At 39.8% G+C, this 13,440-nt stretch carries 11 protein-coding genes and 1 rRNA gene; 11 read left to right on the top strand and 1 reads right to left on the bottom strand.

Features of this window, described 5'->3' with window-relative positions:
- Positions 1-180: 180 nt before the first annotated feature.
- Positions 181-1,443: an aspartyl protease family protein gene (locus GSQ84_RS00005; RefSeq protein ID WP_158795198.1), complete on the bottom strand. Its 1,263-nt coding sequence runs from the start codon at positions 1,441-1,443 to the stop codon at positions 181-183.
- Positions 1,444-1,673: 230 nt separating this feature from the next.
- Between GSQ84_RS00005 and rrf the strand changes: the two genes are divergently transcribed.
- From rrf to murD, 11 genes are all read left to right on the top strand, one after another.
- A 5S ribosomal RNA gene (rrf, locus tag GSQ84_RS00010) occupies positions 1,674-1,785 on the top strand.
- An 807-nt stretch (positions 1,786-2,592) separates the two neighbouring features.
- Entirely contained in the window at positions 2,593-3,585 is a 993-nt protein-coding gene (gene gap, locus GSQ84_RS00015) for a type I glyceraldehyde-3-phosphate dehydrogenase (RefSeq protein WP_158795199.1), read from the top strand.
- Positions 3,578-4,018, top strand: coding sequence for a GNAT family N-acetyltransferase (locus GSQ84_RS00020; RefSeq protein ID WP_158795200.1), 441 nt, complete (start codon positions 3,578-3,580; stop codon positions 4,016-4,018). Before gap ends, GSQ84_RS00020 begins: the two co-directional genes overlap by 8 nt.
- An 83-nt stretch (positions 4,019-4,101) precedes the next feature.
- Positions 4,102-5,295, top strand: coding sequence for a phosphoglycerate kinase (gene pgk, locus GSQ84_RS00025; RefSeq protein WP_158795201.1), 1,194 nt, complete (start codon positions 4,102-4,104; stop codon positions 5,293-5,295).
- Between the two features lie 228 nt (positions 5,296-5,523).
- The gene (mraZ, locus tag GSQ84_RS00030; RefSeq protein WP_158795202.1) at positions 5,524-5,991 is read left to right on the top strand and encodes a division/cell wall cluster transcriptional repressor MraZ; all 468 of its coding nucleotides are present in this window, start codon (positions 5,524-5,526) and stop codon (positions 5,989-5,991) included.
- Positions 5,981-6,886, top strand: a complete 906-nt coding sequence (gene rsmH, locus GSQ84_RS00035) for a 16S rRNA (cytosine(1402)-N(4))-methyltransferase RsmH (RefSeq protein ID WP_158795203.1) — start codon at positions 5,981-5,983, stop codon at positions 6,884-6,886. Before mraZ ends, rsmH begins: the two co-directional genes overlap by 11 nt.
- Entirely contained in the window at positions 6,883-7,302 is a 420-nt protein-coding gene (locus tag GSQ84_RS00040) for an FtsL-like putative cell division protein (RefSeq protein WP_158795204.1), read from the top strand. Before rsmH ends, GSQ84_RS00040 begins: the two co-directional genes overlap by 4 nt.
- On the top strand, positions 7,292-9,394 hold the full coding sequence (locus GSQ84_RS00045; RefSeq protein WP_158795205.1) for a penicillin-binding protein: 2,103 nt from the start codon (positions 7,292-7,294) through the stop codon (positions 9,392-9,394). Before GSQ84_RS00040 ends, GSQ84_RS00045 begins: the two co-directional genes overlap by 11 nt.
- Before the next feature lies 1 nt (position 9,395).
- Entirely contained in the window at positions 9,396-10,853 is a 1,458-nt protein-coding gene (locus tag GSQ84_RS00050; protein WP_158795206.1) for a UDP-N-acetylmuramoyl-L-alanyl-D-glutamate--2,6-diaminopimelate ligase, read from the top strand.
- Positions 10,853-12,097, top strand: coding sequence for a phospho-N-acetylmuramoyl-pentapeptide-transferase (mraY, locus tag GSQ84_RS00055; protein WP_158795207.1), 1,245 nt, complete (start codon positions 10,853-10,855; stop codon positions 12,095-12,097). Before GSQ84_RS00050 ends, mraY begins: the two co-directional genes overlap by 1 nt.
- The gene (gene murD, locus GSQ84_RS00060; protein ID WP_158795208.1) at positions 12,097-13,440 is read left to right on the top strand and encodes a UDP-N-acetylmuramoyl-L-alanine--D-glutamate ligase; all 1,344 of its coding nucleotides are present in this window, start codon (positions 12,097-12,099) and stop codon (positions 13,438-13,440) included. The genes mraY and murD overlap by 1 nt, the downstream gene beginning before the upstream one ends.

The following is a 13,440-nucleotide window of genomic DNA, read 5'->3' on the forward strand; positions in this document are numbered from 1 at the left end:
ATGGTACTGCGGTAACACGTGGGAGAGTAGGTCGGTGCCAAATCTTAAAGAAAGCCTTTCAGGAAACTGAGAGGCTTTTCTGGTTTACAGTCTTTTTTTATTTACGATGAAATCAGTCGGGTCAGTTGATGTTTTGGGTGATAAAAGTTAGAGGAAGTAATTTAATGAACATACATGGGGCTATATCCTCTTCTTCAGTTTAAGAAGGGTAACATAATTCTTGTCTTTTCTCTTTACTTCTATGATCACCTGTTTTCCATCCTCATCACTAAACATTTCTGTAAGCTCTGTTAGGGTATAAGTCTGTGTTTTCTGGAAATTTAAACTAATAATTTCATCATCTGTTTCCAATCCGGCCTGCTCTGCCGGTGAATCCGGTTCTATTCTGCTAATAAAAAAGTGCTCTTGTTTATCCTGCTTAGCATAGATCTCTATACCAGACATATCATGATTAAACTTATTCTTATAATTACTTGTTTTCTTTAAGTAGAGGGCGTTATGGCTATAATCGAATGTAACTAAAAAATGTTTGAGTACGTCAGCACCTAAACTTCCATTTCTTGTTTCTCCTTCCAATTCCGACCGTTGTGAATTAAATATTGGGAAGCCTGAAAGAATGTTTTCAAATGGAAAATTTCCAATTTGCATTGTGCTGATCCTGCCCATTTTACCTCGAATTTGACCATTGATGCCAACGCCTAAATTCGCTGATATAGTAGTATCTGGTAAAGGAAAAGGTTGGTTGTTGATGGATTCCATCATTAAAGGATGACTCGAACCATTGTCTATCAGTAATTCAACGCTCGATTTTCCCTGTGTAGGGATATTCATTTCTGCCATGAAATAGGGTTTAGCATTAATGATCTCAATAGGTATTTTTGTACCTTTTCTTTTCACTTTTGTATCAGGGTTGTAAATTGTGATCTTACAGGCGGTATAATTGACCTTCACCAGAAAGCTACTAAAGAAGTAATAACCAAGTATACCATGAATTTTCATTCCCAGGTAAGAAGACAAATCAAAAATATCAGTTTTAAAGATCGCTGTCGGCATATTTTTTATCGTAGATTTTCCAACTTTTACGGTGATATTCCTAGTTAAAACAGCTTCTATTTCATCAGACATGCTATAACCCTGTACTTTTATAGTTTTGCATTTTCCGCAGTTAAGCGCACTTAAAAAGGTAGTGTCTGTAATGATCATCTGGGCTACACCAGTATCCAAAAGGAAATTATAAGGACCTTTATTATTGATAAAAACAGGTATTACGATTAAATTCCTGATTTTAATAAAATCAATCGACTGCTTTTGGCACCTGCCATCAAATTCAAATTTTTGGGCATACAACGGACTGGAAAGACAGATGATTGAGATCCATAGTCCCGAAACGATTAATGTTAAATTTAATCGTATGCTTTCCCCAATTGGCCAGCGAATGCTCATGATCAGAAGTATATACTCAGTTACTCTTATGGCTGCGATAAGGCAGTTAATTGTAATTAAGACTGGAAGAATATTTGGTTAGGTTTCTTGTATGAAGATACGAAAATTGCAGCATAAGAGGCGAATTTGGTATATATAATTTATGTAGTAATGATATCGTTTTTTTTACTATCTTTGGGCATCAATAAGACATTAAGTGTTTTATACAATTGTATAAACATTCAAAATATTTAGGTGTCTATATCGGTGGTGTCCACCTCTTCCCATTCCGAACAGAGAAGTTAAGCCCACCAGAGCCGATGGTACTGCGGTAACACGTGGGAGAGTAGGTCGGTGCCAAATCTTAAAGAAAGCCTGTAGTGAAAACTGCAGGCTTTTCTTGTATTTGCGCGTAACTTGTGCAGCGACTGTCAATAAAACAAACATCTTAACCTGATCCATTATTACGCGGTGATAGATCAATAATATTGTCTTATTTAAAAAAAATAGTTCTTTTATATTTAATTAAATATTTTCATATTGCGTCAGTTCATAAACGACTTGAAGTAAAATATATATCTCTTAAAACTATAAACTCAATTAGAATAACTTTTCAATTTTATTAATAAAATGAAAATTGGATTGTTAAATGCATATTTTAGATTTCGAATTTTTGATGCAAAAATCTGGTCGATGGCATTTAAATAACTTATTTTAAAGGGTTAAGATATTGTATTCATCATAAGAAATGAAAGAAAAAAGACAGTAATTCATGTTCAAGGAACCGAGATAACAGTTTTTAGACATCAGGAGAAGGATTTTATTTCTCTAACGGATATGGTTAAACGCTTTGATGGTGGCAGTGCTTTAATAAACATATAATTTTATGGTGACCCGATCAATGTCCGGCTTTCTTTAAGGTCGAATTTGGCGACCTTAAAATTGTTTTTCTTTTTGTAAGAATAAAGATACTGTGTTTTGAAAAACGTCCATATTTTTTTATCTGTTCCTGAAGTACTAATTTTTAATACTATATAGTTCAATCAGATCATAGGATCCACCATTCGGGGGTATTTGGTTATTTGTTGAATATGACCTATATGTAAACAATTATAATTTGGCTGTATACTAAAAAGAATATCGCTAATTTTGCACCCTGAAATTGATAAAATGAAATTAGCCATCAATGGTTTTGGTAGGATAGGACGCATATTTTTGCGTGCGGCGCTGGAAAAGAACATCAATGTTGTCGCAATAAATGATTTAGGTGATCCGGCTACACTGGCGCACCTGTTCAAGTATGATACGGTACACAGAGGGTTTAAGGGAGAGGTGAGTTCCGATAAAGATGCACTGATCATTAACGGTAAGAGAATCTTAATTTTTAATGAAGCTCAGCCACAGCTTTTACCATGGGCAAAACTGGGGATCGACCTGGTTTTAGAATCTACAGGTAAATTTACTACCAGAAAAGGTGCAGGTTTACATCTGGAAGCAGGCGCAAAACAGGTACTGATCTCTGCTCCGGCAGATAAGGATATCCCTATGTTTATTCTAGGCGTGAATGATGATAGCATAGATTTAAATGCAACCATTCTTTCCAACGCTTCCTGTACCACCAATAATGTGGCACCAATGGTAAAGATACTGGACGATCACTGGGGAATTCTGGATGGATATATCACTACCGTACATTCCATGACGGGTGATCAGAATTTGCATGATGCACCGCATAAAGATCTGCGCAGGGCAAGAGCTGCTTCGGCATCAATTATTCCTACCAGCACAGGAGCAGCCAAGGCAATTACCAATATTTTTCCTCACCTGCAAGGTAAACTGGGGGGGGCTGGTATTCGGGTACCTGTGCTAAACGGTTCCTTAACTGATTTTACCTGTATTCTGAAAAAGCCTGCTACTATAGCAGAAATTAATGAAGCTTTTAAATCTGCTGCTGCCAATGAGATGAAAGCCGTATTGGAATATACTGAAGATCCAATCGTTTCCGTTGATATCCTGGATAACCCGCATTCCTGTATTTTCGACTCGCAGCTTACTTCAATTGTAGGTGATCTGGTTAAAGTAGTAGGATGGTATGATAACGAATCCGGATACTCAGCAAGACTGGTTGATCTGGTGATAAAATTGCAGGAAAGAAATGATTAGAAGAATCTCTCAGCAGGAGACGTTCCCATTAAGAAGTGCGGAACTCAGAAACAATAAACCTTTTGACCAGTGTGTGCTGCCTACAGATAATACAGAAGGTATTTATCACCTCGGATATTTTCTGGATGATCAGCTGGTTTGCATCGGAACTTTTTTTCCTGAAGATTATCCGGAACAGGGAACCGGAGGTTTTAGATTAAGAGGAATGGCCACGCTTTCCGCTTTTGCCGGAAAAGGTTATGGGGCAGCCCTGATAAATTTTGCAATTGATGAGCTTACATCGGTTCAGGCTTCTTATATTTGGTGCAACGCAAGAAAGGCTGCTGTTGGATTTTACAGCAAATTGGGGTTTGACATTATTTCCGGAGAGTTTGACGTTCCCGGAATAGGACCACATTTTGATATGCGCCGCCAAATAGTAAAAAATAATTAACCTATATAAACAGCGAATCCTTATCAATCCAGTTGGATGTTAATGGGGAAATGCTGTCTGTTTAAATTAAAATAATAGATAAGATGAAAACAATTGACCAGTGTGATTTTAAAGACAAAAAAGCTTTAGTCAGGGTAGATTTTAATGTGCCTCTTGACAAAGATTTCAACATCACAGATGATAAAAGGATGCGTGCAGCATTGCCTACAATCACTAAAATTTTAAATGATGGCGGATCTGTGATTTTAATGTCCCATTTAGGTCGACCTAAAGGTGGTCCGGAAGATAAATTCTCCCTGAAACACATTTTAGGTGATTTATCAAGAATGCTTGATCTGGAAGTGAAATTCGCAGATGACTGCATTGGTGCTGATGCTGCTGAAAAAGCAAAAAACCTGGAGCCAGGACAAGTATTGTTGCTTGAAAATCTTCGTTTTTACAAAGAAGAAGAAAAAGGCGATAAAGACTTTGCTGAAAAACTGTCTAAATTGGGTGATGTTTATGTAAACGATGCTTTTGGTACTGCTCACCGTGCACATGCTTCAACTTCTATTATTGCACAGTTCTTCCCGACTGAAAAATATTTCGGTTACCTGATGGCTGAAGAATTGAAAAATGCAGAGAAAATAAACCACCACGCTGAAAAACCTTTTACAGCAATTATGGGCGGTGCTAAAGTATCTGACAAGATCCTGTTGATTGAAAGCTTATTGGAAAAAGTAGATAACCTGATTATTGGTGGCGGTATGGCTTATACTTTCGCTAAAGCACAAGGTGGCGAAATAGGTACTTCTTTGCTGGAAGCAGACAGAATGGAACTTTGCCTTCAGTTATTGGAAAAAGCAAAAGCTAAAGGTGTAAATATCTTATTACCAGTTGATACAGTAATCGCTGATAAATTTGATAATGATGCACAAAAGAAAAATGTAGATTCAGGACAAATTCCGGCCGACTGGATGGGATTGGATATCGGCCCTAAATCTATTGCTCTTTTTGCTGAGGTGATCAAAACATCAAAAACCTTATTATGGAATGGTCCGATGGGCGTTTTTGAAATGGCTAATTTTGAGCAGGGAACACGTGCAATCGCTGATGCGGTAGTTGCTGCGACCAAAGAAAATGGTGCTTTTTCATTGATCGGTGGTGGTGATTCTGCGGCTGCAATCGCTAAATTTGGTCTGGAAGATGAAGTAAGTTACGTATCTACAGGCGGTGGTGCATTGTTAGAGTACATGGAAGGTAAAGAATTACCTGGTGTAAAAGCAATTAATGACTAGTTCTATTTTTAGCTGTTCTTTAACCCAGATTATCAGGTAGTTGATGAATAGTATATCATAAAGGCGGATTTCCGCCAATTGAAGAGGCCGCTTTTTTAGCGGCCTTTTTGCGTCTGGGGTGGGGAGAAATGGGGAATTTATTATGTTGAAAACTTTTTTGTGGTAGAATGTGGTAAAAAGTGGTAGAAGTATCTATTTTTACACTACATAAAAAGTGTAGATACTAAAATGGTTCAACTGTTAGGAGAATTTGATTGTAAATTGGATACGAAAGGCCGCATGATGGTCCCGTCGAATCTTAAGAAACAATTGCCAAACGTTGAGCAAGAGGGACTTGTGATAAACAGGGGTTTTGAAAAACACCTGGTGATCTACCCTAAAAAAGTATGGGAAGGAATAGTAGAGGAGCTCAGTAAGCTGAACCAGTACGAGAAAAAAACGAGAGAATTTATCAGATTTTTTACCCGTGGTGCAACAGAACTGACGCTTGATGCTTCCGGCCGGGTGAATTTACCTAAATCTTTACTGGAATTTGCCGGTATCGAAGGGGATGTAGTATTGGCTTGTCAGTTTGATAAAATTGAACTCTGGTCTAAAGCTGCATATGATAGTTTATTGGACAGCGAGCCTGAAGATTTTGCAAATCTCGCTGAAGAAGTGATGGGAAATAAAAACAGGGGGGAAGATGGAAAGTAATTATCATATACCAGTACTTTTAAAAGAATGTATCGACGGGTTGAATATCAAACCCGATGGGGTATATGTTGATGTTACTTTTGGTGGTGGCGGACATTCCAGGGAAATTCTTTCTAAACTGGGAAAAGATGGCGTTTTAATCGCTTTTGATCAGGATCCTGATGCACAAAGAAATAAGATCGATGATCCCCGCTTTTTATTTGTCGACCAGAATTTTACTTTCCTTAAAAACAACCTTCGTTTGTTAGGTTATAGACAGGTAGATGGGATACTGGCAGATCTGGGTGTCTCTTCACATCAGTTCAATGAGCCTGAAAGAGGTTTTTCTACAAGATTTGAATCTTCTTTGGATATGCGTATGGATAAACAGGGTAAGCTAACTGCTGCCGATGTTTTAAATACTTATACCGAAGATAAACTGCATAAAATATTCGGGATATATGGCGAGGTAAAAAATGCAAAGTCGCTGGCCAGGGCAGTAGTAACCTACCGTACCGGAAACCCTATTTTAACACTGGCCGATTTTAAAGCGGCAGCAGGTGCACATATTCCTAAAGGAAAAGAGAATAAATACATGGCCCAGGTTTTTCAGGCCCTGCGCATTGAAGTGAACGCAGAAATTGATGTGCTGGAAAGTTTCCTGCTGCAATCTGCGGAAGTGCTGCACACGGGCGGAAGACTGGTAGTAATGTCTTACCATTCGCTGGAAGACAGGCCGGTAAAGAATTTTATTGCCAAAGGCAAGATCAGGGGCGAAGCTGATAAAGATTTCTTCGGGAATACGGAAACACCTTTTAAAGTGATCACCCGCAAGGCTGTAATAGCCGATGAAGAAGAGCTGGAAAGAAACAGCAGGGCAAGAAGTGCAAAATTAAGGATTGGGGAGAAGTTATGAGTAACCAGTTCAGAGAAGAAATAGAAGAAGAAGAGGAGTTTCCTGAAGAGGAAATCCAGCTGAAAAAGCCTAAAAAGGAAAAAGTGTCTGTTAATGACAATCATTTTTTTAAAAAGCTTTTTACAGAAGGGGTAGTTTCCAAGGAAGCCGCTACGGCAATGATGCCTTTTCTTATTTTTTTATCGCTGTTGACGATGTTATACATCGGGAACAGCCATATGGCTGTGAAAAATATCAGGGATATTGATAAGCTGAATAAAGAAGTAAAAGAATTAAGCTGGGAATATAAGTCGCTCAAAGCCGACCTGATGTTCAAAAGCAAGTTAACGGAAGTAGCAAAAAAAGTAGATACACTGGGTATAAAGGAACTGACAGAACCCCCTAAAAAAATTGTCGTGAGCAATAATGAATATTAGAGCTAACATATTATTACGTGTTTATCTGTCCTTCGGACTGATCGTACTGCTTGCCGTGGCGGTATTGGTCAGGTTATGCGATGTACAATTTGTAGAGGGACATAAGTGGCGTGCCATGGCCGATAGTCTCTCTACAAAGTATATCAATGTGGAAGCAGCCCGTGGTAATATTTACTCTGATGATGGTAGTCTGCTGGCTACTTCGATACCGGAATATGAACTGCGTATGGATATGTATGCAGGAGGAATTAGTGACAACAAACTTTTTTACAACAAGGTAGATTCACTGGGAATGAAGCTTTCCCAATTCTTTGGTGATAAAACGCCAAAGGAATATTCGCGTATGCTGCGTACAGCCCGGGAAGATAGTGTAAGGTATTTATTGATCAAACGTAAAGTGAATTACCAGGATTTAAAAATGATCCGCACTTTTCCGCTGTATAATATTGGAAAATATACCGGTGGCCTGATGGCTATCCAGCAAAATAAAAGAATACATCCTTTTAAATCATTGGCCGCAAGGACTATTGGTTATAAAAATGAAAATGTCTCCAATGGCGTAGGCCTTGAAGGTGCCTTTGGAAATTATATCAATGGCGAAAGCGGCAAAAGGCTGGTGCAGCGTATTGCCGGTGGTGTTTGGATGCCTATTATGGAAGCTGATGAAATTGCACCGAAAGAAGGAGCAGATATTATTTCTACCATCGATATTAATATGCAGGATCTGGCGCAGAGCGCATTAGAGAGACAGTTGATTGCCAGTGATGCAGATCATGGTACAGTAATCCTGATGGAAGTGGCTACAGGTGAAGTGAGGGCTGTAGCGAATTATACCCGCGAAAGTGAAGGCGTATACGAGGAGAAATTCAACTACGCTATCGGCGGTAGCCAGGATCCGGGGTCAACCTTTAAGCTGGCTTCTTATATGGCAATGCTGGAAGATAATAAAGTAGATACCAATACGATGGTGGCTACCGGAGACGGGACATTCAAAGTATACAATAAGATCATTAAAGATTCTCATGGTGGCATAGGAACTGTAACCGTAAAAAAAGCATTTGAAGAGTCTTCCAATACAGCAGTAGCTAAATTGGTATATGGCAGTTATAAAGATAATCCTTCAGAGTTCACAGACCATTTGTACCATATGCATTTGAACGAGAGGTTAGACCTGCAGATTCCCGGAGAAACAAAGCCGGTGATTAAAAATCCTTCTTTTAAATCATGGAGCGGATTAACACTGCCTCAGATGGCTTATGGGTATGAAATGCAAATTACCCCTTTGCAGATCCTTGCACTGTATAATGCAGTGGCGAATAACGGAAAATATATCGCGCCGCTCTTCGTGAAAGAGATCAGACGTCTTGGAAATCCGATCGAACAGTTTCATGCCCGGGTTATAGATGAACATATCTGCTCGGATAAAACATTAAGAAAATTACAGGCCATGCTGGAAGGTGTGGTTACTGAAGGTACCGGAAAACTGATGGGTTCCCGTTTTTACAGAGTAGCCGGTAAAACAGGTACAGCACAGGTAGCTGATGGCAATAAAGGATATAAGGCAAAGAAAAGTTACCAGGCCTCTTTCTGCGGGTATTTTCCGGCTGATAAACCTAAGTACTCAATTATGGTTTCTATCAATGGACCAAAAAACGGGTATTATGGTGCTACAGTAGCAGGGCCGGTATTTAAAGAGATTGCCGACCGTATTTATGCCAGTGATATCCAGATGTATAACAATGTAGCCAGCGAACACCTGGTAGGAAATACAAAAGGTCCGGAGGCGAAAGCAGGACAAAGTAAGGCAGTGAAAGAAGTATATAGCGTGCTGGGTATTAAAGCCCTTTATGCTGCTAAATCTGACTATTTTAACAGTATCGATACCAGCAATGGGATTGTATACGAAGAATATAATTCTGTGAAAGGCATGATGCCAAATGTAGTGGGAATGGGGCTGAAAGATGCTTTATACCTGCTGGGCAATGCCGGTTTAAAAACACAGATTGATGGAAGTGGAAAAGTGGCAAGTCAGTCTATTCCCTCCGGAACAAAAATTGGAAAAGGTCTATTGGTACAATTAGCTTTAAGATAAGATGCAGCTGCAGGATGTTTTATATGGAGTAGCGATAACAAATCTGGTGGGTTCTACCAACAGGGAAATTAGTGTGCTAACGTTTGACTCCCGTGCGGTGCAGCAGGATGCTGTATTTTTTGCGGTAAAAGGAACTTTATCTGATGGACATCAGTTTATCGGACAAACGATAACTGCCGGCGCTTCGGTAATCATTTGTGAAGATCTGCCCGAAGAAAGGGATGCTGCTGTAACCTATATAGAAGTCGAAAATACCAATATAGCCCTGGGGATCATGGCTGCCAATTATTATGGAAATCCTTCTGCTTCGCTGAAGTTGGTAGGAATTACAGGTACTAATGGCAAAACTACAATCGCAACGATCTTGTTTAAGTTATTCAGAAGCCTGGGTTTTGATGCCGGTATGATTTCTACCGTGCAGAACCAGATCAATGAAAAAATTATTCCTGCTACACACACTACACCAAATCCACTGGCCTTAAACCTGTTGTTAAGACAAATGGTTGAAGCAGGGTGCGGCTATTGTTTTATGGAAGTGAGTTCCCACTCCATCGTACAGCACAGGATTGAAGGTTTAACTTTTGTTGGCGGTGTGTTTTCTAACATCACCCACGATCACCTGGATTTTCACAAAACATTTGACAATTATATCAAGGCAAAAAAAGCCTTTTTTGATGATTTGCCGAAAACTGCCTTTGCCTTAACCAATGCCGACGATAAGAATGGTATGGTGATGCTTCAGAATACGAAAGCAAACAAAAAAACTTATGCTTTAAAACAGCTGGCCGATTTTAAAGGAAGGATCATAGAGAACCGGTTTAGCGGGCTTAACCTGGAAGTCGATGAAGTAGATGTGTTTTTTAAACTGGTAGGTTCGTTTAATGCATACAACCTGCTGGCTGTATATGGCACTGCTATGCTGCTCGAGCAGGATAAGCTGACTGTACTGACACTATTAAGTAATCTGAGCGGTGCCGAAGGCAGGTTTGACTATGTTAGCAATTCAAAACAGATCATCGGTATAGTAGATTATGCGCATACGCCGGATGCGGTACAGAATGTGCTGAGCACGATTCATGATATCAGGAAAGGGACAGAACAGGTCATTACGGTTTTGGGATGCGGAGGAGACAGGGATAAAACCAAACGCCCTGTGATGGCACAGGTGGCCTGCGACTGGAGCGATAAGGTAATCCTCACCTCTGATAACCCGAGAACGGAAGACCCGAATGAGATCCTGAAAGAGATGGAAGCCGGTGTTTCACCAACCAATAAACGTAAAACATTAACCATAGCCGACCGCAGGGAGGCCATAAAAACAGCTTGTCATTTAGCCAGGCCGGGAGATATTATCCTGATCGCAGGTAAGGGACATGAAAAGTACCAGGAGATCAATGGCATCAGACATCATTTTGATGATAAAGAAGTGTTAACCGAACAATTAAACTTACTCAGCTAATGCTATATTATCTATTTGAATATTTAAATGCGCATTACGAATTTCCTGGGTTAAGGTTGTTCTCTTATATCACTTTCCGGACGGCACTGGCGATCATCATTTCACTGATCATCACTACTGTTTATGGAAACCGGCTGATAAAGGTATTACAAAACCTGCAGGTTGGTGAAACGGTAAGAAATTTGGGCCTGGAAGGACAAATGCAGAAACAAGGTACCCCAACGATGGGCGGTATTATTATTTTGCTGGGTATTCTGATTCCAACATTGCTTCTGGCAAACCTGAGCAATGTGTACGTACAGTTAATGATTGTGACTACCATATGGATGGGTGCTGTAGGGTTTCTGGATGATTATATCAAAGTATTTAAAAAAAATAAGGAAGGACTGGCCGGCAGGTTTAAAATTGTTGGACAGGTAGGACTGGCTTTAATTGTGGGCTGGACGATGTACTTCAATCCGAATATTGTAGTAAGGCAAACTGTTGATGAAACGGGCATACACAAAAGCAATGCACCAATGGTGCTGAGGCAAAAGGGAGAAAAGTATTATTATACCCAGGATGTAAAGTCTACGATTACCAATATTCCTTTTTGGAAGAACAATCAGTTCGACTACGCGAAGGTGATCAAGTTTGGTGATGGTTATGCTAAATATGCAGTTTTTGTCTTCATATTTTTTGTGGTGTTTATCATTACCGCCGTATCCAATAGTGCCAATATTACTGATGGAATTGATGGACTGGCAACAGGGACTTCTGCGATTATAGGAATTACGCTCGGTCTGCTTGCCTATGTTTCCGGTAATACGGTCATGGCAGATTACCTGAACATTTTATATATCCCCAATTCTGGCGAACTGGTGGTATTCTCTGGTGCTTTTGTAGGGGCTTGTGTTGGCTTTTTATGGTACAATTCCTATCCCGCTCAGGTTTTTATGGGTGATACGGGAAGTCTGGCCATAGGTGGTATCATCGCGGCTTTTGCGATCATGATCAGAAAGGAATTATTGATTCCGATATTATGCGGGGTATTCCTGATTGAAATCGTATCAGTGATGATCCAGGTATCTTTTTTTAAATATACAAAAAAACGTTTTGGAGAAGGCAGAAGGGTTTTCCTGATGTCTCCTTTACATCACCATTATCAGAAGAAAGGATACCATGAAGCGAAGATCGTTACCCGCTTCTGGATCATTAGTATTTTATTGGCAATTATTACCATCATCACTTTAAAACTGCGGTAATGGAAAAACAAAGGATCGTTATACTAGGTGCCGGTGAAAGCGGTGTAGGCGCAGCAATGCTGGCGCAAAAACAGGGTTTTGAAGTTTTTGTATCAGATTTTGGTGCTATCGCAGACCGTTACAAGGAGATGCTGGTGGAATTGAATATTGTTTTTGAAGAAAAACAGCATACCGAAGCCCTGATCCTGAATGCAACCGAGGTGATCAAAAGCCCGGGTATTGCCGGGACCGTAGCGATTATCGTTGCACTGAAGAAAAAGAAGATTCCTGTGATTTCAGAAATTGAATTTGCAAAAAGATATACTACAGCAAAAACGATCTGTATTACCGGGTCGAACGGTAAGACCACTACCACTACGCTAACCTATCATATCCTTAAAAAGGCGGGGTTGAATGTTGGCCTGGCCGGTAATATAGGACATAGTTTTGCCGCACAGGTAGCTACGGAAAATTTCGACTGGTATGTGCTGGAGATATCCAGCTTTATGCTGGATGACATGTTTGAGTTCAGGGCAGATGTTGCTGTACTGCTCAACATCACTCCCGATCACCTGGACCGTTACGATTACAAAATGGCAAATTATGCGGCCTCGAAGATGCGCATTACACAAAATCAGACAGCAGCAGATCAGTTTATCTATTGCGCTGATGATGAAGAAACACTGAAGGCATTAAAAGGTGCTAAGATAAACGCTATGCGATATCCATTCTCTATCCGTAAAAAAGTAGAAGAAGGAGCTTATTTAGAAGGCAATACGATACATATCAATATTAATTCAAAAGATCAACTAACCATGTCAATTTCAGAGTTAGCCCTGCAGGGCAAGCATAATATCTACAACTCTATGGCTTCGGGCATAGTCGCTAAAGTATTGGACATCCGCAATGCGACTATCCGCGAGAGTATGGGGGATATTAAAAATATTGAACACCGGTTAGAGCACGTAGCCAAAATTTCTGGCGTAGATTATATTAATGACTCTAAAGCCACTAATGTAAATTCTACCTGGTACGCACTGGAAAGTGTAAACAGTGACGTGATCCTGATTATGGGTGGCGTAGATAAGGGGAATGATTATGATATGCTGAAAGACCTGGTTAAACAGAAAGTGAAAGCTATCGTTTGTCTGGGTAAAAATAATAAACGCATTCATGAAGCATTTGAAAATGATGTAGACATTATTGTCAACACTTTTTCTGCACATGAGGCGGTACAGGTGGCTTACCACCTGGCAACCAAAGGAAATACCGTTTTGTTATCTCCTGCCTGTGCCAGTTTTGACCTGTTTAAAAATTATGAAGACCGTGGTAACCAATTTAAGATGGCTGTAAAAGAATTATAA

Origin of the sequence: Pedobacter sp. L105, from assembly GCF_009765875.1 — a bacterium.
GTDB lineage: Bacteria > Bacteroidota > Bacteroidia > Sphingobacteriales > Sphingobacteriaceae > Pedobacter.

Coding starts and splice junctions, on each gene's coding strand:
- GSQ84_RS00005 (WP_158795198.1), bottom strand. CDS start 1,443: ATGAGCATTCGCTGGCCAATTGGGGAAAGCATACGATTAAATTTAACA.
- gap (WP_158795199.1), top strand. CDS start 2,593: ATGAAATTAGCCATCAATGGTTTTGGTAGGATAGGACGCATATTTTTG.
- GSQ84_RS00020 (WP_158795200.1), top strand. CDS start 3,578: ATGATTAGAAGAATCTCTCAGCAGGAGACGTTCCCATTAAGAAGTGCG.
- pgk (WP_158795201.1), top strand. CDS start 4,102: ATGAAAACAATTGACCAGTGTGATTTTAAAGACAAAAAAGCTTTAGTC.
- mraZ (WP_158795202.1), top strand. CDS start 5,524: ATGGTTCAACTGTTAGGAGAATTTGATTGTAAATTGGATACGAAAGGC.
- rsmH (WP_158795203.1), top strand. CDS start 5,981: ATGGAAAGTAATTATCATATACCAGTACTTTTAAAAGAATGTATCGAC.
- GSQ84_RS00040 (WP_158795204.1), top strand. CDS start 6,883: ATGAGTAACCAGTTCAGAGAAGAAATAGAAGAAGAAGAGGAGTTTCCT.
- GSQ84_RS00045 (WP_158795205.1), top strand. CDS start 7,292: ATGAATATTAGAGCTAACATATTATTACGTGTTTATCTGTCCTTCGGA.
- GSQ84_RS00050 (WP_158795206.1), top strand. CDS start 9,396: ATGCAGCTGCAGGATGTTTTATATGGAGTAGCGATAACAAATCTGGTG.
- mraY (WP_158795207.1), top strand. CDS start 10,853: ATGCTATATTATCTATTTGAATATTTAAATGCGCATTACGAATTTCCT.
- murD (WP_158795208.1), top strand. CDS start 12,097: ATGGAAAAACAAAGGATCGTTATACTAGGTGCCGGTGAAAGCGGTGTA.